Origin of the sequence: Roseateles sp. (genome assembly GCF_047654805.1) — a bacterium.
Classification (GTDB): Bacteria; Pseudomonadota; Gammaproteobacteria; order Burkholderiales; family Burkholderiaceae_C; genus Pelomonas.
In genome coordinates, this window is sequence record NZ_JASGIV010000001.1 from 4062805 (window position 1) to 4083625 (window position 20821).

Annotated in this window: 18 protein-coding genes; 14 read left to right on the forward strand and 4 right to left on the reverse strand. The window is 68.4% G+C overall.

The genetic code is table 11. From position 1 onward, the window contains the following. Window positions 1-23 precede the first annotated feature (23 nt). Window positions 24-1097 (forward strand): nicotinate-nucleotide--dimethylbenzimidazole phosphoribosyltransferase, encoded by a 1074-nt coding sequence (locus QM732_RS18415; RefSeq protein WP_415657547.1) that lies wholly within the window; start codon window positions 24-26, stop codon window positions 1095-1097. Between the two features lie 6 nt (window positions 1098-1103). Here the strand turns inward: QM732_RS18415 and QM732_RS18420 are convergent, their stop codons facing one another. Further along, window positions 1104-1727: a hypothetical protein gene (locus QM732_RS18420; RefSeq protein WP_415657548.1), complete on the reverse strand. Its 624-nt coding sequence runs from the start codon at window positions 1725-1727 to the stop codon at window positions 1104-1106. 54 nt (window positions 1728-1781) lie between these two features. Here QM732_RS18420 and gspG point away from each other — a divergent pair, with 54 nt between their 5' ends. From gspG to gspF, 11 genes are all read left to right on the forward strand, one after another. Continuing rightward, the gene (gene gspG, locus QM732_RS18425) at window positions 1782-2216 is read left to right on the forward strand and encodes a type II secretion system major pseudopilin GspG (RefSeq protein ID WP_415657549.1); all 435 of its coding nucleotides are present in this window, start codon (window positions 1782-1784) and stop codon (window positions 2214-2216) included. Beyond that, on the forward strand, window positions 2188-2652 hold the full coding sequence (locus QM732_RS18430; protein ID WP_415657550.1) for a Tfp pilus assembly protein FimT/FimU: 465 nt from the start codon (window positions 2188-2190) through the stop codon (window positions 2650-2652). The genes gspG and QM732_RS18430 overlap by 29 nt, the downstream gene beginning before the upstream one ends. After that, window positions 2649-3011, forward strand: a complete 363-nt coding sequence (gene gspI / locus QM732_RS18435; RefSeq protein ID WP_415657551.1) for a type II secretion system minor pseudopilin GspI — start codon at window positions 2649-2651, stop codon at window positions 3009-3011. Before QM732_RS18430 ends, gspI begins: the two co-directional genes overlap by 4 nt. Beyond that, entirely contained in the window at window positions 3008-3622 is a 615-nt protein-coding gene (locus tag QM732_RS18440) for a type II secretion system protein J (protein ID WP_415657552.1), read from the forward strand. Before gspI ends, QM732_RS18440 begins: the two co-directional genes overlap by 4 nt. Next, window positions 3619-4587 (forward strand): type II secretion system minor pseudopilin GspK, encoded by a 969-nt coding sequence (gspK, locus tag QM732_RS18445; RefSeq protein WP_415657553.1) that lies wholly within the window; start codon window positions 3619-3621, stop codon window positions 4585-4587. The genes QM732_RS18440 and gspK overlap by 4 nt, the downstream gene beginning before the upstream one ends. 118 nt (window positions 4588-4705) lie before the next feature. Further along, window positions 4706-5956, forward strand: a complete 1251-nt coding sequence (gene gspL, locus QM732_RS18450) for a type II secretion system protein GspL (protein ID WP_415657554.1) — start codon at window positions 4706-4708, stop codon at window positions 5954-5956. Further along, window positions 5956-6483 carry a type II secretion system protein GspM gene (gene gspM, locus QM732_RS18455; RefSeq protein ID WP_415657555.1) on the forward strand — a complete coding sequence of 176 codons (528 nt, stop codon included), beginning with the start codon at window positions 5956-5958 and terminating at the stop codon, window positions 6481-6483. Before gspL ends, gspM begins: the two co-directional genes overlap by 1 nt. Beyond that, window positions 6483-7361, forward strand: a complete 879-nt coding sequence (gene gspN / locus QM732_RS18460; RefSeq protein WP_415657556.1) for a type II secretion system protein N — start codon at window positions 6483-6485, stop codon at window positions 7359-7361. Before gspM ends, gspN begins: the two co-directional genes overlap by 1 nt. A 2-nt stretch (window positions 7362-7363) precedes the next feature. Further along, entirely contained in the window at window positions 7364-9586 is a 2223-nt protein-coding gene (gspD, locus tag QM732_RS18465) for a type II secretion system secretin GspD (protein WP_415657557.1), read from the forward strand. A gap of 6 nt (window positions 9587-9592) precedes the next feature. Next, window positions 9593-11017, forward strand: coding sequence for a type II secretion system ATPase GspE (gene gspE / locus QM732_RS18470; RefSeq protein ID WP_415657558.1), 1425 nt, complete (start codon window positions 9593-9595; stop codon window positions 11015-11017). Window positions 11018-11020: 3 nt separating this feature from the next. Continuing rightward, window positions 11021-12232, forward strand: coding sequence for a type II secretion system inner membrane protein GspF (gspF, locus tag QM732_RS18475; protein ID WP_415657559.1), 1212 nt, complete (start codon window positions 11021-11023; stop codon window positions 12230-12232). 181 nt (window positions 12233-12413) lie between these two features. Here gspF and QM732_RS18480 read toward each other — a convergent pair whose 3' ends face one another. Then, on the reverse strand, window positions 12414-13973 hold the full coding sequence (locus QM732_RS18480) for a methyl-accepting chemotaxis protein (protein WP_415657560.1): 1560 nt from the start codon (window positions 13971-13973) through the stop codon (window positions 12414-12416). Between the two features lie 175 nt (window positions 13974-14148). Here QM732_RS18480 and QM732_RS18485 point away from each other — a divergent pair, with 175 nt between their 5' ends. After that, a complete protein-coding gene (locus tag QM732_RS18485; RefSeq protein WP_415657561.1) occupies window positions 14149-15036 on the forward strand; it encodes a 5'-nucleotidase in 888 nt (295 codons plus the stop codon). Between the two features lie 53 nt (window positions 15037-15089). On the opposite strand, the gene QM732_RS18490 is transcribed toward QM732_RS18485, so the two are convergent. After that, window positions 15090-15857: a PEP-CTERM sorting domain-containing protein gene (locus tag QM732_RS18490; protein WP_415657562.1), complete on the reverse strand. Its 768-nt coding sequence runs from the start codon at window positions 15855-15857 to the stop codon at window positions 15090-15092. Window positions 15858-16054: 197 nt separating this feature from the next. Here QM732_RS18490 and QM732_RS18495 point away from each other — a divergent pair, with 197 nt between their 5' ends. Beyond that, window positions 16055-19417: a S41 family peptidase gene (locus QM732_RS18495; protein ID WP_415657563.1), complete on the forward strand. Its 3363-nt coding sequence runs from the start codon at window positions 16055-16057 to the stop codon at window positions 19415-19417. Between the two features lie 40 nt (window positions 19418-19457). On the opposite strand, the gene QM732_RS18500 is transcribed toward QM732_RS18495, so the two are convergent. Then, on the reverse strand, window positions 19458-20753 hold the full coding sequence (locus tag QM732_RS18500; RefSeq protein ID WP_415657564.1) for an AI-2E family transporter: 1296 nt from the start codon (window positions 20751-20753) through the stop codon (window positions 19458-19460). Window positions 20754-20821 lie beyond the last annotated feature (68 nt).

Genomic DNA, 20821 nt, shown 5'->3' on the forward strand with positions numbered 1-20821 from the left:
CAGGGTCTGACAACGCCTGCACCATGACCGTCGCCCAACAGTCGCTGATCTCCCCCACCGCCAACCCGGAGCTGGAAAAGGCCTTGCGCGACCGCGTCGACCGACGCTCCGCGATCGCCGGCGGTCTCGGCGAACTGGAACCGCTGGCCGTGCGCCTCGGGCTGGTGCAGAACAGCCTGACCCCGCGCTTCCGCGACCCTGTGCTGGGCCTGTTCGCGGCGGACCACGGTATCGTCGTCGATGGCGTCGGCGCCCATTGGGGTCGTCCGACCCGGGATCTGGTGCAGATGGCCCTGCACGCCCAGTTGCCGGTGTCCGTGTTCTCGCGGCTACAAGGTCTGCACCTGACCGTTGTCGACTGCGGTGTCGCCGAGAACCTGCCGCCGCACGCCCGGCTGCTGGCCCGCAAGGTTTCTCACGGCACGCGCAATGCGCGTACCGCCCAGGCCATGAGCCTGGACCAGGCCCACGCCGGCGTGCGCGTCGGCATGGAGATCGCCGACAACCTGCCTGGCAATGTGCTGGCCTGCGCGGCCATGGGTCAGGGCTCGCCGGAATGCGCCGCCCTGGTGCTGGCGCGGCTGTCCGACCAGCCGGTGCGCGACTTCGTTGTCTCCGGCCCCACCATGCGTCAGGACGACCTCATCCACCTGCTCGACGTGCTGCATGGCGCCCTCGCCCGCCATCGCGACGCCAAAGAACCGATGGACGTGCTCGCCGCCTTCGGCGGTCACGAGATCGCCGTCATGGTCGGTGCGATGCTGGTCGCGGCCAGCAAGCGCAGCCTCATCATCGTGGACGGCATCACCGCATGCGCCGCCCTCAAGCTGGCATCGCTAGTCTGCGCGCCGGTCACCGACTATGCGGTGTTCTGCCGCAGCCATGTGCACCGAGGCCTGGACGAGGCCCTGGCGCTATTCCATGCATCGGCCCTGCTGGAACTGGGCATGGACAGCGCTGACGGCACTGGCGCGGCCCTGGCTTGGCCCATGATCCGCGCGGCAGGTGCACTGCTGACCGACCTGCACGAGGTGGCCGAGGCCCGGGTCGCGGCGCGGCCCGACTTCGGCACCAACCTGCCGACGCTGGGTGCTTGACGGGCCTCAGCGCTGCTGTTCCTCGGTTCTGACCGGCGGCGAAGCCGGCATGGCCGGGGGCGCCCCATAGACGGGAGGCATGGTGGCCGGCGTCGGCGCAGTGGCGCGCAACGGCAGCCCCGCAGGAGGAGCGGCGTTCGGATTGCCGCCCAGTACGACAGGCGACGGCGTGGCCGTCGGCAACGACCCAGTCGCTGGCTCAGCCGGCGGGCTGATCTCGAGGATCTGAACAGGCGCCTGGCCGGACAACCCAAGACTGGCGCTGCGGGCATCCACGCGCAGCAGGCGCAACTCGCCATCGACGACCGCGCCCACGCGCACCGTGCGCGCCACGCCATCCACCTCGATCAAGGCTACGCCCTCGCCGGCCTCGGCCGCCCGGGCGCTCTTGGGCGCGACGACCCCCAGCAGACGCAGCCGCGTTGAGGCGGCCACTTCCGGCCCCGCGACGGCATCTGCCGCCGTCGTACCCAGAAGCCGGCTCAAGTCGACCTGTGCAGAACGCGTCTCGCCGGCCGGCAGCACCGATGCCGGCGTGGTCAACGGCCGAGCAAACAGCTGCAGCCCCCAGTAAGCCACCGAGCCGCCGAGCAGCAGCCAAGCCGAAAACGCCATCAATCGAGCAAGCATCGGCCCATTATGATGGCCTGCTCACCGCAGCTTCCGCGCCTCTCGCTCCCAGACATGCGTCGCTCCCCTCTCGCCCGCGCCGTCGCCCGCGGCTTTACGCTGATCGAACTGCTGGTGGTGCTGGTCATCATCGGCGTGCTCGCAGCCCTGGTCGTGCCCAACGTACTGGACCGCGCCGAAGACGCCCGCGTCACCGCCGCCCGCACCGACGTCAACAACCTGATGCAGGCGCTGAAGATGTACAAGCTCGACAACCAGCGCTATCCCAGCGCCGAGCAGGGCCTCGACGCTCTCGTGCACAAGCCCACTGTCGGCACACCACCGCCGAACTGGAAGCCCTACCTCGACAAGCTGCCCAACGACCCCTGGGGTCAGCCTTATCAGTACGCGAACCCCGGCGTGAAGGGCGAGGTCGATGTCTACAGCTTTGGCGCAGATGGTCGCGCCGGTGGCGAGGGTCGTGACGCGGACATCGGTTCCTGGCAGTGAGCCACGTGGCTTCACGCTGATTGAACTGCTGGTCGTGGTGGCGCTGATCGCCATCACGAGCGCGACGATCTCGCTGGCCTTGCGTGACCCCGCCGAGCTGCAGTTGCAGCGCGAGGCCCAGCGCCTGGCAGCGCTGCTGGAGACGGCGCGCGCCGAAAGCCGCGCCTCTGGCCTGGCAGTGCGATGGATCCCCAAAGGCCTCAAGACCGGTGACAACTTCCGCTTCGAGGGCCTGCCCCGCACCCTCCAGTTGCCCACGCGCTGGCTGGGGGAGCCCGTGGCCGTGAGCATCGACAACGCCACCGCTGCCAATCCCGGCCTCACCCTCGGCCCCGAGCCCCTCATCCCGGCCCAGCGCCTGCGCCTGCAACTCGGCAGCCAGCACCTGGTGCTCGGCACCGATGGACTCTCGCCCTTCGACGTCGTCACCCCATGAGCAGGCAGCATGGCTTCACGCTGATCGAGGTGCTGGTCGCCCTCGTCATCGTCGCCATCGCGCTTGGCGCGGGTATCAAGGCCGCGGGCGCGCTGACCCAGAACGCCGAGCGCCTGACCCAGGTCAGCGCCGCACAGTGGTGCGCGGAGAACCAGCTGACCGAGTTACGCCTGACCCAGCAGTTCCCGGACATTGGCGAATCCGCCTTCGGCTGCGAGCAGCTCGGCCGCAGCTATGCCGGCAAACTCAGGGTCAGCCCGACGCCCAACCCGCTGTTCCGCCGCATCGATGCCGACATCACCGACGACCAGGGCCAGCCGGTACTGACGTTGACCACCATCATGGGCAAGTTCTCGTGAGAGCCAGGGGCTTCACGCTGGTCGAGGTACTGGTGGCCCTCGTCGTCATGGCGACGATGGCGGCCATGGCTTGGCGCGGCATTGACGCCCTCGTCCGGAGCCGCGAGATCGCCCAGGCCAACCTCGCCCAGACTGCCCGGCTGCAGACCGTGCTGGCGCAGTGGGAGATCGACCTGCGTGCGCTGCAGGACAGCCACAGCGCCATTCAGCCCCTGGCATTCGATGGTGGCAACCTCGTGCTGACCCGCCAGGCTGCAACGGGCCTGCAGGTCGTCGTGTGGAGCCTGCGCGAGGGCAGTCTGTGGCGCTGGGAAAGCCAGGCCCTGCACACCGTGCAGGATCTGGAGGACCAGCGCCAGCGCGGGTTGCAGCAACTGGCTCAGCGCAACCCTGCACTGCGCGCCTTCGACGGCGTAGCCGCCTGGCAGTTCTACTGCTACTGGGGCAACGCCTGGAGCAACTGCCAATCCACCGGCAGCGCCATCAACAACGCGGGTCCCGTCAGGACAACCAACCCAACGCCGGCCGGGCTGCGCATCGCGGTGCAGTTCGCCGAAGGCAGCGGCCTGAACGGCACATTGACGCGCGAGCTGGAGGTCACGGTCCGATGAGGCGCCTCCAAAGCGGGGCAGCGCTGCTGACCGCAATGATCATCGTCACGTTGATCGCCAGCCTCGCGGCGGGCATGGTCTGGCAGCAGTACCGCGCCGTGCAGATCGAGGCTGCCGACCGCGCCCGCGCCCAGAGCGCCTGGATCCTGCAGGGCGCGCTGGACTGGGCGCGCCTCATCCTGCTGGAGGATGCCAAGCAGAACCGCAACAAACCCGTCGACCACCTTGGCGAGCCCTGGGCCGTGCCGCTGGCGGAGTCCCGGCTGTCCACCTTCCTGGCCGCCGACCGCGCAACCACCAGCGACGACGGCCCAGAGGCCTTCCTGTCGGGCAGCATCGAGGACGCACAGAGCCGCTACAACCTGCGCGCCCTGCTCGGCGGCGCCAAGGTGCCCGAACTCGAACAGCGAACGCTGGAGCGGCTGTGCAGCCAGGTCAATGCGCCGCCCGGCACCGCTACCCTCATCATCTCGGGCATGCGCGAAGCTTTCCCCGCGGCGGCCAGCCAGCCAGACGCCGGCACCCCCAATGCCAACGGCCCGCTGCAACCCGCCGGACTCGACCAGTTGTCCTGGTTCGGCCTGGATGTCGACACCCTTCAGCGCCTGCAGCCCTACGTCGTATTGCTACCCAAGGCCACACCGGTCAACCTGAATACCGCGCCGCGCGAAGTCATCGCAGCGCTGTTCGACGACGTCGATCTGGCCACGGCCGAACGCATCGTGCAGGCTCGCAAGGCCAAGCCGCTGCAGGATGTGGGCAGCGATGCTGCGGCCTATCTGCCGGCCACGGCACTTGCCCAGGCCACCGGCGCCCGTGCGTCGGTGACCTCCTCCTTCTTCGTCGTCACTGGCCGGCTGCGCTTGGACGAGCGCCAGTTGGAACAGCGCTCGCTGATCGAGCGCCGGGACCTGAACATGGTCGTGTTGGCACGTGAGCGCATCACCCAGCTGCTGGATCGCTGATGCCCGCAAACCCGCCAGCCGAGCGCCAGGCCGCCCCTGCCGGGGGCCTGCCGCGGCGTCCCTGGACGGAAGACCTGCCTGTACCCCTCCTAGAATGCGCCGCGCCTAAGCCCTCCCCATGAGCACCCTGCTGCTGTTCCTGCCCCCACGGCCGCGCCTGCGCGCGCCGGGCCGGGCCATGTCCGATTCGGCACGTGCCGACACGCTGCACGAGTACGACTACGTGCTGACGCCCGATGGCCGCGAAGTCGGCGCCGAAGGCCGCGCCGCGGCGACGGCCCTGCCGGCGGCAGACAGCGTCATCGCCGTCATCGCTGAGTCCGACGTCAGTTGGCGCCGCATTGAGCTGCCGCGCGCGGGCCGTCAGATGCGAGCAGCCCTGGCCGGCAAGCTGGAGGAGGCCCTGCTCGACGAACCCGAGGCCCTGCACTTCGCGCTGGAGCCCGATGCGCTGGGCGGCGACAACGCCTGGGTCGCCATCACGTCCAGGCCCTGGCTGGCCGAGCACCTCGCCCGGCTTGAGGCCGCCCAGATCTTCATCGACCGCGTCGCGCCGCTGTCCTGGCCGGACGAACGGACGCGCGGACATTTCTTCGAGGCCCAAGGCGAACGTGAGCAGGCTGGCATCGCACTGCGCTGGAGCCATGTCGAGGGCGTCGCGACGCTGCCGCTGGACGGCGGCCTGGCGCGGCAGCTGTTGCCGTCCGGCCTCGTGCATGTCGCACAGTGGACGGCAACGCCCGCCGTCGCCACCGCCGCCGAGCGCTGGCTGGGCAGCACCGTCACCGTGCAGACGCCTGCCCAACATGCGCTGGCCGTCGTCGACAGCGTCTGGAATCTGCGGCAGTTCGACCTCGCGCCGCGGGCCCGCGGCGTTCGCGCGCTGCGCCTGATCAGCCGTGAGCTGATGCGCAAACCCTGGCGCCCCGCGCGCTACGGCCTCGCCGGCCTGGTGCTGGTGCAGGTGCTGGGCCTCAACCTGTGGGCATGGCAACAGCACCGCGAGCTGGCCGCTCACCGCGAGGCCGTCACAGCGACGCTGACGGGCGCCTTCCCTCAGGTGCGCGCCATCCTCGACGCTCCGGTGCAGATGCAGAAGCAACTGGACCTGCTGCGCGCCAGCGCCGGCAGCGTCGGCGAGCAGGACTTCGAGGCTTTGCTGGCCGCCGCCGCCCAGGCCTGGCCTGGCGACCGCCCGCCCACTGACGCCTTGGCCTTCGAGCCCGGTCGGCTGACCGTGTCGGCCCAAGGCTGGGCGCCTGCCCAGATCGACAACTTCCGCACCCAACTGCGCAGCGAAGGCTGGCAGCTGGACGCCAGCGAAGGCAAGCTGACCATCAGCCGCGCCACGCCGCAAGGACGCATCTGATGGCCAGTTTCCGCAACTCCACCGGCGGCGAAGGGCGCGCCGCCCAGTTCCACCAAGCCAAGGTCAAGGCGCTGTCGCACTGGCAGGCCCTGGGCGAGCGCGAGCGCCTGGTGCTGGGCGGCGTCGGTGCCTTGCTGGGCCTGCTGCTGGCTTGGAGCATCCTGCTCGCGCCTGCACTACGCACGCTGAGGACGGCGCCCACCGAGCTGGAGAAGGTCGAGCTGCAACTGCAGCAGATGCAGGCCCAGGCTCAGGAAGCCCGTGCGCTGCGCGCCGCGCCCGCTGTGCCACCAGCACAAGCCCAGGCAGCACTGAAGGCCTCGGTCGAGCACCTCGGCGCGGCAGCCCGCATGAACCTGGCCGGCGATCGTGCCGTCGTCACGCTGAACGGCGTCACGCCCGAGATGCTGCAAAGCTGGCTGGGCGAGGTTCGCTCGGCTGCGCGTGCCCGTCCCGTCGAGGCCCAGTTGACCCGTGGCCCCAAGGGCTATGCCGGCACGTTGGTGCTCAGTCTGGGGAACAACTGATGGCTTGGTTCAAGAAGAGTACCGGCGCCGCAGCGACCAACGACTCGGTGCTGGGTGACAGCCACGCAGGCGGCCGCGCGGTGCGCCATCTGACTCCCATACGCTGGAGCGTCGCGGGCGCCCTGGTCGGCATCACCGGCGCGCTGATCGCCTTCGCCCCGGCGAGCTGGCTGGCCCGCGCGCTGGCCTCGGCAAGCGGCGAGCATTTCCTCATCGTGGACACACGCGGCAGTGTCTGGAACGGCTCTGGTGTACTGGTGCTGACCGGCGGCGCGGGCAGCCGTGACGCGTCAGCCCTGCCAGGCCGCCTGCATTGGACGATGAGCCTGAAGGGCATGGGCCTGCAACTCGCCGCCCGGCAGGACTGCTGCATCAACGGCGAACTGTTGCTGGGCATCAAGCCCGGCCTGGGTCGGCTCGCGGTCAGTGTCGACACCAAGGCCGACTGGCTGGCCCGCCTGCCGGCCGACCTGTTGTCGGGCCTGGGGACGCCCTGGAACACGCTGCAGCTGAGTGGTTCTCTGCGGCTCTCGGCCCGGGAGCTGAGGCTGGAGTCGGCGCAAGGTCGCTGGCGCCAGTTCGGGGAGCTGCAGCTGGAGCTGCTCAACCTGTCCTCGCGCGTGTCCACCGTGGCCCCGCTGGGCAGCTACCGCCTCAACCTGGCGGCCGACCCGGCCAGTCCAGGTGTCAGCACGTTGCACCTCTCCACGCTGGAAGGCGCACTGCAGCTCTCAGGCATGGGCACGCTGAACGCGGGCGGCAGGAGCCGCTTTACCGGCGAGGCCAGTGCTGCGCCGGGCCGCGAGGAAGCGCTGAACAACTTGCTGAACATCATCGGACGCCGCCAAGGGGCGCGCTCCGTCTTGACGATCGGATGATCATGAATCTCCAACGCACCGCCACGGCCCTCGCCGCAATGTTGCTGGCGACCAGCAGCGCGTTCGCCCAGCCCGACGGCACTACCGTCCAGCGCGGCAAGCAGACCGGCCCCGCCGTCAAGGCCAGCTCGCTCGTCACGCTGAATTTCGTCAACGCCGACATCGAGGCCGTGACCCGTGCCATCGGCGTGATGCTGAACCGCCAGATCATCATCGATCCACGTGTCAAGGGCACGATCACTGTCTATAGCGAGCAGCCTGTGTCGGTGGCCGAGGCCTACCGCAACTACTTGGCCGCGCTGCGCGGCCTGAGCTTCACCGTCGTCGAGGCGGCGGGGTTCCTGAAGGTGCTGCCCGAGCCCGATGCCAAGCTTCAGGCCGGCTCTGTGGCCGTCGAGACCAGCAACGTACGCGGCGACCAGATCCTGACGCAGATCTTCCGCATCCAGCACGAGAACGCCAACAACCTGGTGGCCGTGCTGCGCCCATTGATCAGCCCCAACAACACCATCAACGCCAACCCGGGCAACAACAGCCTCGTCATCACCGACTACGCTGACAACCTGCAGCGCATGGCCAAGATCATCGCGGCCATGGACACGCCGGGCACCAGCGACATCGAGATCGTGCCGCTGAAGCATGCCGTCGCGGCAGACCTCGCGCCACTGGTGCAGCGGCTGGCCGATGGAGGCAGCACCAATGTCGCAGCAGCCGTGCCAGGGCAAAGCAGCAGCGCAGTCAACGTGCTGGTGGATCCGCGCTCCAACGGCCTCATCCTGCGTGCCAGCAACCCCGCCCGCCTGGCGGCCGTGCGGTCCATGGTCGACAAGCTGGACCAGCCCAGTGCCGACGGTGGCAACAACATCCGCGTCGTCTACTTGAAGAATGCCGATGCGGTGAAGCTCGCCACGGTGCTGCGCGCGGCCTTCGGCGCAACGGCATCGGGTAGCAGCAGCACCAGCAGCAATTCACCCGGCACCTCCAGCTTGGCGGGCACCAACGCGCTGGGTGCAACGAACCAGTCGCTGACCGGCACAACGGCGAACGCCAACAGCAACGCCGGCGGCATGAGCTCCGCCGCCGCTACCTCGCCGCTGTCGCAGTCCGCCGGCCCGTCCACCGGTGGCTTCGTGCAGGCCGACCCTTCGACGAATTCGCTGATCATCACGGCGCCTGAGCCGCTTTACCGCCAGGTGCGGGCCGTCATCGAGCAACTCGATGCCCGCCGCGCCCAGGTCTACGTCGAATCGATGATCGTCAAGATCGACAACAGTAAGGCGGGCCAGTTCGGCGTGCAATGGCAGAACCTGATCGGCACCAAGGGTGACCAGGTGGCCGGCCTGAGCGGCACCAACTTCGGCTCCGGCCTGAGCAACATCCTCAACCTCATCGCGGCGGGCTCCGGCAACAGCACGTCCATCGGCACGGCACTGTCGAGCAGCAGCCTGCCCACCGGCTTCAACCTGGGCCTCGTGGGCAAGATTAACGGCACGTACTCGATCGGCGCGCTGGCCAATTTCTTCGAGAGCCAGAGTGGCGCCAACGTACTGTCCACGCCCAACCTCGTCTCACTGGACAACGAGGAGGCTCGCATCGTCATCGGCCAGAACGTGCCCTTCGTGACCGGCTCCTACGCAAGCTCGGGCACGACGACCGGCGGCACGGTCAACCCCTTCACCACGGTGGACCGCAAGGACGTCGGCCTGACGCTGAGGGTCAAGAGCCAGATTGGCGAGGGCGGCACCGTGCGCATGGCTGTCTACCAGGAAAACTCCGCCGTGGTTCCCGGCTCCAACGGCACGACCGGCCCCACCCTGGACAAGAGCGCCATCGAGACCAGCGTGGTCGTCGACGATGGCGAGATCATCGTGCTCGGCGGCCTGCTGAAGGACGAGTACACCGACGGCGACGACGGCGTACCGGGCCTGTCCAAGATCCCGCTGATCGGCAACCTGTTCAGCAGCAAGAACCGCAAGCGCGTGAAGACCAACCTGATGGTATTCCTGCGCCCCGTCGTCATGCGCAGTGCAGACAGCGCGAACCAGCTCACGCTGGATCGCTACCAGAGCATCCGCGCCGTGCAGCAGGGAAGCCTGCCGCAGAAGAGCCTGCTCCTGCCCGACACCGGCGCGCCGCTGCTGCCCGAGCCCAAGGCATCGTCACCGGACAAGGCCATGCCGCAGTCATCGCTGCAACCGCCCGTGCAGCAACAAACGCCACAGTGACGCCCCATGGCCGCGACCCGTCATCCCCTGCCCTATGCCTTCGCGAAGGCCAACTGCGTGCTGCTAGAGGACGACGGCGCAACGCTGACGCTGTGGGCGGCACCTGAGGTCGGCTGGGCCACGCTGTCCGAGGTGCAGCGCGTATACGCCGTGGACCGGCTCGAATCCGAGGCCGCAAACTCGCTGATAGATCGCATCAACGCAGCCTATGCCGGCAGCGAGAGCAGCGCGGCCGTCGTCGTCGGCGAGGTGGAGAGCGCCGTGGATCTGTCGCGCATGATGCAGGACCTGCCCGCCGTGGAGGACTTGCTCGAAGCCGCCAACGATGCACCCATCATCCGCATGCTGAACGCGCTGCTGACGCAGGCAGCCAAGGACGGCGCGAGCGACATCCACATCGAACCCTATGAGCGCAGCAGCTCCGTGCGTTTCCGCGTCGACGGCACGCTGCGCGAGGTAGTGCAGCCGAATCGGGCGCTGCACGCCGCGCTGATCTCGCGGCTGAAGATCATGGCCGAGCTGGACATCGCCGAGAAGCGCCTGCCGCAGGACGGCCGCATCTCGCTGCGCATCGGCGGGCGTGCCATCGACGTGCGCGTGTCCACGCTTCCCTCGGCCCACGGCGAGCGCGCCGTGCTGCGTCTGCTGGACAAGAGCGAGTCCAAGTTCACTCTCGAAGGCCTGGGCATGGACGGCCAGGTGCTCGGCGCCTTCAAGAAGCTGGTGCAGCAGCCTCACGGGATCGTCCTCGTCACCGGCCCCACGGGCTCTGGCAAGACGACCTCGCTATATGCATCGCTGCAGACCGTGGACACCGGCACCACCAACGTATTGACGGTGGAAGATCCCATCGAATACGAGTTGCCCGGCATCGGCCAGACCCAGGTCAACGGCAAGATCGACCTGAGCTTCGCCAAGGCGCTGCGCGCCATCCTGCGCCAGGACCCGGACGTCATCATGATCGGAGAGATCCGTGACTATGAGACCGCGCAGATCGCCATCCAGGCCTCGCTGACCGGCCACCTAGTGCTGGCCACGCTGCACACCAACGATGCTCCCAGCGCCGTCACGCGCCTGACCGACATGGGCGTGGAACCCTTCCTGCTGTCGTCATCGCTCTTGGGCGTGCTGGCCCAGCGCCTGGTGCGCCGGCTGTGCCCGGCGTGCAAGCGCCAGGACGAGCAGGGGCACTGGCATCCCGTGGGCTGCGAGGTCTGCGGCCATACCGGCTACAAGGGTCGCACGGGTGTCTACGAGCTGATGGTGGCTGATGACGCCGTTCGCAGCCTCATCCACAACCGTGCCCCAGAGAGCCAGTTGCAGGCCGCTGCCGCGGCCAACGGCCTGCGGTCAATGCGCGAGGACGGCGAGCGGCTTATTAACGCCGGCGTCACGTCGCTGGAAGAGGTTCTCCGCGTGACGCGGGAATAAGCCGTGCCCGCCTACAAGTACGAAGCCCTCACCGACGCCGGCCGCCAGACCAACGGCCTGATCGAAGCCGACAACCCGCGCGCCGCGCGCGCCGCCGTGCGCGCGCAAGGCTTCACGCCGCTGTCCATTGAGTTGGTGCAGCAGCACGGCACCCAGGAAGGCAGCCGCTTCACCCGCCGCGTATTCGGCCCGACGGCCCTGGCAGTCTGGACACGCCAGCTCGCCGGCCTCGTCGGCTCAGGCCTGCCCATCGAGCGCGCGCTGACGGCGCTCGCCGACGAGAGCGAGGACACCAAGCAGCGTGAGCTCATCAGCCAGCTCAAGGCTGAGGTCAACGCTGGCTCGCCTTTCGCCCGTGCCCTGGCCACGGCGCCGCGCGAGTTCGACGACGTTTTTCGCGGTGTCGTCGCCGCCGGCGAGCAAAGCGGCGCGCTGGGCCAGGTGCTGGAGAAGCTGGCCGACGACCTGGAGGAGCGCCAGGACCTGAAAGCCAAGCTCGTCGGCGCCATGGCCTACCCGGCCATCGTTTCGCTGATCTCCGTGTTCATCGTCATCTTCCTGGTCACCTATGTCGTGCCGCAGATCGCGACGGTGTTCACCAGCTCCAAGCGCACGCTGCCCGCGCTGACCATCGCGATGCTTGCCATCAGCGACTTCGTGCGCGCCTGGGGATGGGCCATGCTGGCCGCACTGGCCGGAGCGGGCGTGGCGCTCCGCTTCGCGCTGAAGGCCCCGGCCTTCCGGCTGCGTTTCGACGCAGGCATCCTGGGCCTGCCGTTGATCGGGCGTCTGGCGCGGGGCTACAACGCGGCGCGCTTCGCCGGCACGCTGGCCATGCTCGCCGGTGCCGGCGTGCCTATCCTGAAGGCACTGCAGGCAGCGGCCGAGACGCTGTCCAACCGTGCCATGCAGGCCGATGCGCTGGATGCGCTGGTGCAAGTGCGTGAGGGCGCACCGCTGGGATCAGCGCTGGCGGGCAAGAAGCGCTTCCCTGGAATCCTGGCCATGTTTGCGCGCCTGGGCGAACAGACCGGCCAGTTGCCCGAGATGCTGGGGCGCGCCGCTCGCCAGTTGGGCGTTGAGGTGCAGCGCCGCTCCATGGCCGCGGCCACACTGCTGGAGCCTCTGCTCATCGTCGCGATGGGCGCGGTGGTGCTGCTGATCGTGCTGGCGGTGCTGCTGCCGATCATTCAGCTCAACACCTGGGTGAAATAGCCCACTGCCGGCTGCGCCGGCCATCAAGGGGCTGATTCCCGATAGATTCGATCCCGCAGGAACACCCTTGTGAGGGGCAGTGCCAGCGGTCCCACGCGGCCTGCAAGGCCCCCGGCTGTCCGGCGTGGCCGGGTCGGCACGAGTCGCTGGATGGGATGCCGCGCCGTGAGCGCGGCACTGCTCAGCTCAGGCGGAACGTCGCAACGACGGTGCTGAGGCGGTTGGCCTGCTCCTTCAGACTCTCGGCGGCGGCGGTGGATTCCTCGACAAGGGCGGCGTTCTGCTGCGTCATCTTGTCAAGCTCGGCCACGGCCTGGTTGATCTGGCCGATGCCCTGGCTCTGCTCGCCGGCAGCCGTACTGATCTCGCCCACGATGTCAGTCACGCGCTGCACGCTGTCGACGATCTCGGTCATGGTCTGGCCCGCATCGCCGACGAGGCGCGAGCCGGCTTCGACCCGGTCGACACTCGCGCCGATCAGCGTCTTTATCTCCTTGGCAGCCTCGGCGCTGCGCTGCGCCAGCGTGCGCACCTCGCCCGCGACAACCGCGAAGCCCCGTCCCTGCTCGCCGGCGCGGGCCGCTTCCACGGCCGCGTTCAGCGCCAGGATGTTGGTCTGGAAGGCGATGCCGTCGATGGTGCCGATGATGTCGCCGATCTTCTGGCTGGACTGATGGATCTCGGTCATCGTGTTGACGACCTCGGCCACAACGCTGCCGCCGCGCCGGGCAACGTCGGCTGCGGAACCGGTCAGTTGGTTGGCCTGGGCGGCCGAATCGGCACTCTGGCGTACGGTGCTGGTCAGCTCCTCCATCGCGCTGGCCGTCTCCTCCAGATTGGAGGCCGTCTGCTCGGTGCGGGCGCTGAGGTCCTGATTGCCGGTCGCGATCTGGGTGCTGGCCGTGGAGATGTTGTCCACGACTACGCGCACTTCCTGCAGCGCGCCGCGCAAGGCCTCGCGCATCGCGTCGATGGCACGCAGCAGCTGGCCGGTCTCGTCATTGCGATAGTGGCGCTGTGGCTCACCGGTCAGGTCCATGTCGGCGATCGAACGGGCCGCGCGCTCGGCCTCGCGCAGCGGGCCGGTGATGCCGCGCGTCAGCACGACGCTCAGCGCAATGCCGGTCAGCAGCGCCAATGCCGTGCACCCCACGAGCAGCCACACGGTGCGCGTGCGCAGCGCCTCGACGCGGCTCGCCGAAGCATCCAATTGCTCGCGCTGGCGGGCCACGAGGTCGGTGACACCGTCCAGGTAACTCTTGGACGTGGGCTCGAACCGCTCCGCGAAGAGCTTGGCCGCGCCTTCCGCGTCACCCGCCTTCTTGGCCTTGCTGACCTCTTCGCGCGCCGCCAGGTAGGTCTTGCGCAGTTCACCGATGCGGGCGAACAACTCCTTTTCCTCGGGGCTGTCCAGCGCCGCTTCGATCAGCTTCTGCAGATCGTTGGTCTGTGCGATGGACGATGCCGTGGCCGGCGCGAAGTACTCGATCAGCGACGCGTCGCTGCTCTTGGCGATGGCAGCAGCGCGCTGCACGCCGGAAGTCGTGTGGCGAAGCCAGTCGGTGGCGGCACGCTCCACCTTCAGGCTGTTGTTCAGCATGTCTTCCACCTCTGAACCCAGCGAGCGCAGCTGCCAGACCGCCACGAGACTGCTGAATACCGAGAGGCCAAGAATGCAGGACAACACCAGCGCGAGCCGGCGGCCGATGGAGCCCGTGCGGGCGATGGGTGTGGATGACATGTAAAGCGCTCCCTTGGCCCGGCCCGCGGCATGCGGACGGATACAAACCCCGCATGTTCAGGGCGCCGCCCCCTGGTTTCCATCTTTCGTCCAGGGTAAACCCTTCGTTAACGCGGATTGCTGCACAGAATCCGCGCCAACGCAGCGGCACGACCCGCCCATATCATCGGCAGCCATGCCAGCCAGCCTCAGTGGTCAACTCGTCGTGGCGATCTCGTCGCGCGCCCTCTTCGATTTCGAGGCCGAGAACCAGGTCTTCGAGGCCGAGGACGATCACGCCTACATGGCGCTGCAACAGCGCCTCCTCGACACGCCCGCCCAGCCCGGCGTGGCCTTCTCGCTGGTGAAGAAGCTCCTGGCCTTCAATGCTGGTGGTGTGCAGCGGGTTGAGGTGGTCGTGCTGTCGCGCAATGACCCCATCTCAGGCCTGCGCGTGTTCCGCTCGGCAGCCCACTACGGCCTCGCGGTGGAGCGCGGCGTGTTCACGCGCGGGGCGGCGCCATGGCGCTATCTGCGGCCGCTGTCGGCCCAGCTCTTCCTGTCAGCCAACGACGCCGACGTGCGGCAGGCGCTGGCGGCCGGCGTTGCCGCAGCGCGTGTGATGCCGCTGTCGCGCCAGGCCTCGGCCGAGCATCCAGATGAACTGCGCATCGCCTTCGACGGCGACGCCGTGCTGTTCTCCGACGAGGCCGAGCAGGTCTACCAGCGCGACGGCCTCGAAGCCTTCCGCGAGCACGAGAGCGAGCGCGCGCACCAGCCATTGCCAGCCGGGCCGTTCAAGCCGGTACTGGAAGCCCTGCACCGGCTGCAGCAGGCACCGGGCATGCGCGTGCGCACGGCCCTGGTCACCGCGCGCAGCGCGCCGGCCCATGAGCGCGCCATCCGCACACTGATGGATTGGCAGATCGAGGTCGACGAGGCGATGTTCCTCGGCGGCCTGGACAAGGGCGAGTTCCTGCGCGAGTTTGAGCCGGACTTCTTCTTCGACGATCAGCCCGGCCACGTCGAGAGCGCTGCAGCCCATGTGCCGGCTGGCCAGGTCGCGGCGGGCATCGCAGCCTGAAAACGCCGACGGCCCCGCGAGGGGCCGTCGAACTAGATCGAAGCGGGGTCCGCTCAGGCGCGGCGACGGCGCGCCATGAAGCCGATGGCGCCGATGCCGGCCAGCAGCATCGCGTAGGTGCTGGGTTCAGGCACCGCAGCCGTGACGCTGAAGCTCAGGTTGTCGATGGCCAGACCATGGTCACTGCCAGCGTCGTTGACGTCGTTCCAGCGGATCCACAGCGTGTCGCCAGCCGCCCAGTTCGTGCTGATCGTGCCGCCCAGGTTGGCGCTCAGGCCAGCCACGTTGCCGTCCACGGCGGCGCCGGAGGCGGTGTTGACGATCGACTTCACGTCGAAGCCGGTGCCGGCATTGATCCAGGTCGTCACGCCTCCAAAGCTGCTGCCGAAACCGTACTGCACGGTCAGCTGTTGCACGGCGGTGTTGCCGCCATTGCGCCACTGCTCGCCGTCATAGTGCAGCGTGAAGCTGTCCAGCGCGGCGCCGCTGTTGTTCGTGAAGGCCAGGGCCAGAGTCGGGTTGGCCACCGTGCCGCTGGCGATGGTGCCCAGCGCGCGGTCGGCGGACAAACCGAAGCTGTAGGCAGCACCGGCGTTGTCGGTGCCGGTGCTGGCGCGGTAGGTGGTCAGCGCGGTCGTGCCGTTGAACAGGCTCCAGCCCGCCAGCGTACCGTCGTTCACCCAGGCGTTGGCCGTGCCGGTGGTCGCCAGACTGTCAAAGGTCTGGCCGTAGGTGAAAGCCGAGCTGCCCACCGACAGGCTGGCATGGGCGGACAGGGCGGCCAGCAGGCCAGCCGAGGCGATCAGGAACTTGGGGGACATGCGTGCGTTCTCCAGGGGCGTGTTGAAGGACAGGAAGAACTTTGACTATCGCGTCAGAATGGGTCAATACGATGAATCCTGCCCCGCGAATCGGGGGTAGCGCCCACCGCTTCGGCCTGCCACGCGACCCCAGCGCCATGACGAATCTCTGCCTCGTCTGGCCACAAGACAATCACGCCTCTTCGAGGAGACCCTGAATGCCACGTTTCCGTCTGGCCGCCCTTTCGGCCACGACCGCTTTGCTTGCTGCCGCGAGCACCGCCGCCTGGGCCGGCGCCGCCGGCTTCTACCGTCAGCCCGCCCTTCAAGGCGAGCAGATCTACCTCGTCGCCGAGGGTGACGTATGGCGCGTCGGCCTGGCCGGCGGCGAGGCCCAGCGGCTGACCACTCACCCGGGCCAGGAAAACCAGCCCGCCGTGTCGCCCGACGGTCGCTGGCTGGCATTCACGGCGCAGTACGACGGCGGCACCGAGATCTACCTGATGCCCGCCACAGGCGGCGTGCCCAAGCGCCTGACCTGGGAAGGCGGCGGCATGCGCGTCTGGGGCTTCACGGCCAAGGACGAAATCCTCTACACCAGCCTTGACGCCCGCCCCGGTTCGCAGCTCTTCGTGTTGGACGTGAAGACCGGCCAGCGCCGCCAGTTGCCCGTAGGCCAGGCCAGCGACGCCGCGCTGAGCGCAGATGGCAAGACCCTGTACTTCACCCGCAGCGGCCTGCGCAGCGACAACGCGCGCCAGTACCGCGGCGGTGCCATCGCACGGCTGTGGGCGCTGGACCTGAACAGCAATGCCGAGGCACGGCCGCTGCTTGCCGAAGGCAACAACGACCGCCGGCCGCTGCCCTATCGCATTGGTGGGGCGGAGCGCATCGCCTTCCTGTCAGACCGCGACGGCACGGTCAACCTCTGGTCGGTCAACGCCCAAGGCGGCGACCTGCGCCAGCACACCACGCACAAGGGATGGGACATCCGCCATGCGTCCATCGACGGCAGCAGCGTCGTCTACGCGCTCGGGGCCGACCTCTACCTCGTCGATCTGGCGCAATCCGCCACGCCACGCAAGCTGGACGTGACACTGGGCGGTGACTTCGACCAGCAGCGCGAGCGCTGGATCAAGAAGCCGCAGGACTTCCTCGTCGACACGGCCTTCGCACCCAACGGCGAGCGTGTGCTGCTGTCAGCCCGGGGCCATCTCGCAACGCAGGGCGTGCAGCAATTGCGCCGTGCGGAGCTGCCGCAACCGGCCGACGGCCGCTGCAAGCAAGCCGAGTTCACCAGCGACAGCAAGAGCGTGCTGGCGTTCTGCGACTTCAGCGGCGAGCAGGAGGTCTGGCGCTTTGCCGCCAACGGCAGCGGCCGGCCCGAGCGCCTCACCAGCGGCGGCGCGATGCAGCGCCGAGCGATGCTGCCGTCGCCGGATGGCAAATGGCTGGCGCATACGGACAAGGAAGGGCGCATCTGGCTCACGGACCTGAAGGCCCCCGCTGGCAAGGGCGCGACGCGCGAGCTCGGCCGTGGCAAGCTGCCCGGCGTGCCCGATCTGCAGGCTTGGAGTCCCGACAGCCAGACGCTGGCCTGGACGCTGCCTCTGCGCAATGCCAACCGCGAGCAGTTGCAACTGCACCATCTGCCCGACGGCCGCACACACACTCTGACCAGCGATCGCTACGAAAGTGGCAGCGCCACGTTCAGCCCCGATGGCCAGTGGCTCTACCTCGCGTCGGCCCGCAACTTCCAGACCACCGGCAACGGTTCTCCCTGGGGTGACCGCAACACGGGGCCCTTCTTCGGCTTCCGCACCAAGCTCTACGCGCTGGCGCTGCAACCGGGCCTGCGCTCGCCGTTCGCGCCCAAGGACGAGCTCGAGTCCGCCACCGAGAAGAAGGCCGAGGAGCAGCGCGCGCAGGACCGCAAGGCCACCGACAAGGAACCGGCCGAACGCAAGCCCGACGACAAGGACAAGAAACCGGAAGACAAGAAGCCGGCCAGGCCGGCCATCGTCTTCGAGGGGCTGGCCGAGCGCCTGTACGAGTTGCCCGTGCCGGCCGGCAACTACCGTGCGCTTCGCGCCGAGAGCAAGCGACTGTGGTTCCTGGACCGTGACTTGGACGGCAAGAGCCAGCTCAGATCCATCGCCATCGACAACCAGGGCGGCTCGGCCGAGATCCTGGCAAGCGACGTGCGCACCTACGACGTCAGCGCCGACGGCAAGAAGTTGATGGTGGTTCGCAACGCCAGCGGCGGTGCAGCGCCGGAGGTGCTCATCGTGGACGCCGCGCCCAAGCTGCCGGCCGAGCTTGGCAAGTCGCAGGTGCGCTGGAGCGACTGGCAGATCGCCACGCAGCCGCGCGCCGAGTGGAAGCAGATGTTCGCCGACGCCTGGCGCATGCACCGCGACCACTTCTACGACAAGGACATGCACGGCGTCGACTGGGCGGCCGTACGCGCCAAGTACGAACCGCTCGTGGACCGCGTGACCGATCGTTTCGAGCTGGCCGAGCTGATGGCCCAAATGGTGGGCGAAGTAAGTGCGCTGCACAGCCAGATCGGCGCGGGTGACACCAGGACCGCGCCTGACGAACCGGGCCTGGCCGGCCTGGGCGGGCGCTTCTCCAAGGCGCCGGACGGCTGGCGCATTGACGCCATCTACGGCCATGAGGCCGAACTGCCGTCCGAGGCGCCACCGCTTGCCGCGGCCAGCGTCAACCTGAAGGTGGGCGACATCATCACAGCCATCAACGGCCGCGCCACCGCCGATGCGCCGCACATCCTGGAACAACTGCGCGGTCAGGCCGGCCGCCAGGTGTTGCTGGACGTGCGGCTGGCCGACGGCAAGACGGTGCAACGCATCGTCACGCCGGTGACGCAGATGCGAGAGAACCAGCTGCGCTACAACGATTGGCGCGTCAGCCGGGCCCGTGCCGTCGAGCAGGCGGCCCAGGGCCGCATCGGCTACGTGCATCTGCGCGCGATGGGGCCGGCTGACATTGCCGACTTCGTGCGCGAGTTCTACGCCGCCAGTGACCGCGACGGCCTCATCATCGACGTGCGCTACAACAACGGCGGCAATATCGACAGCTGGATTCTGGAGAAGCTGCTGCGCCGCGCCTGGGCCTTCTGGCAGCCACGCTCGCCCGCCGGCACGCCGGTCAACCCCAACATGCAAAACGTCTATCGCGGCCACACCGTGGTGCTGATGAACGAGGACACCTACAGCGACGGCGAGACCTTCGCCGAGGGCTTCAAGCGCCTCAAGCTCGGCCCGGTCATCGGCAAGCGCAGCTCGGGTGCGGGCGTGTGGCTGTCGGACCAAAACCGCCTCATCGACAACGGCATCATGCGTGCCGCCGAGACGGGACAGATCGATGCCGAGGGCCGCTTCCTCATCGAGGGCGTGGGCGTGACGCCGGATATCGACGTCGACAACCCGCCACGTGCCACCTTCTTGGGCCAGGACGCGCAGTTGGACGCTGCGATCGCGGAGCTGAAGAAACGCATCGCCGAGCAGCCCGTTCCGGTCGTGAAGCCGGGGCCTTACCTGAGGCCGGTGAAGCCGTGAACCAACAAGGGAGGCCTCGGCCTCCCTTTGTTTTTCGGGGTCATGGCCCAAGCAGCTCCCCGACCGGCTTCAGGTCGTCCACGTGGTCGCACACGGACTTGACGACCAGCAGGATGGGCACGCCCAGCAGCAACCCCCACACGCCCCACAGCCAGCCGAATACCAGTACCGCGACGAACACGGCGACCGGGCTCATCTTGCTGGCACGCCCCGTCCACCAGGGCGTCAGCACGTTGCCGGCCATGGCATGGATGAGCAGTGACACGCCGCCCGCTGCCAGTGCCATCTCCAGCGTGCCGAACTGCACCAGCGCGACGATGGCGGCCCCTCCGCTCAGCACAGCGGCGCCCACATACGGTACGAGGTTGGTGAGCCCCGCGGCCAGGCCCCAGGCACCGGCGTTGGACAGCCCAAGCATCATGAAGGCGAAGCCGGTGCACACGCCCACCACAACGCTCACGCCCAGTTGCACGAGCAGATAGCGCTGAATCTGGTAGGTGATCTCGTCCAGCGTCTCCACGGTCACCTTCTTCTGTGTGAAGCTCTTGCCGGCGAGCTTCACCATCTTGCGCCTGAAGCTGCTGCCCGAAGCGAGGATGAACAGCGCCATCAGCAGCACGATGGACAGCTTGGTCAGGAATGACACAGCCCCCAGCGTGCCCGTCACTAGATAGCTGCGCACGTCGATCGAATGCTCGGGCGGAGTTGCCAGTGGTGGGTTCCTGGCCGGATTGCGCGCCGGCGCGGACCTCGAAGCGCTGGACGGCGCGGGGGCGCCAGACGATGCGCTCGTCGACGCTGCAACGCTGGCGGCGGCCGTCAGATCGTCCGCGGCCAGGCGCACGCGTTCCAGCGTCGACTCACGGCCCGCGATTCGCTGCGAGATCTCCCGCACCCGCTGCGTGACGGCCGGCACGGTGTCGATCAGCGCGTCCACCTGCCCGCCCAGCGCGGAGGCGCCCCAGGACAGCATGCCCACGATGGCGCACAGCAGGGCTGTCGCACCCAACGCGCGCGGCACGCGCAGCCGCTGCAGCCTCGACACCAGAGGCGCCAACGCATAGCTGAGGATGACGCCCGACAGGATGGGCGCCATCACGTCCCGCGACCATTGCAGCGCGTAAAGGCTCAGGATGGTTGCGATGACGGCCAGCGACAGGCCGCGCACATCCACCGGCATGTGCAACATCACGCGTCGCTGCTCGGCCGACACCGGCGGCCCGGGAGGGGCATGCACCTCAGGCGCCACGACCGCCGACGCGTCCCCCGATCGCTCGACGCCCGCGTCACCGCCCGCCACGGGAGAGCCCTCCTGCCCCAACTGAGGATCCGACATTGCCGCCCCCTTGAAGTTGGTTCATTGTGGGAGAGGCAAAACCTCCGTGGACACGGACGGCAAGAAAT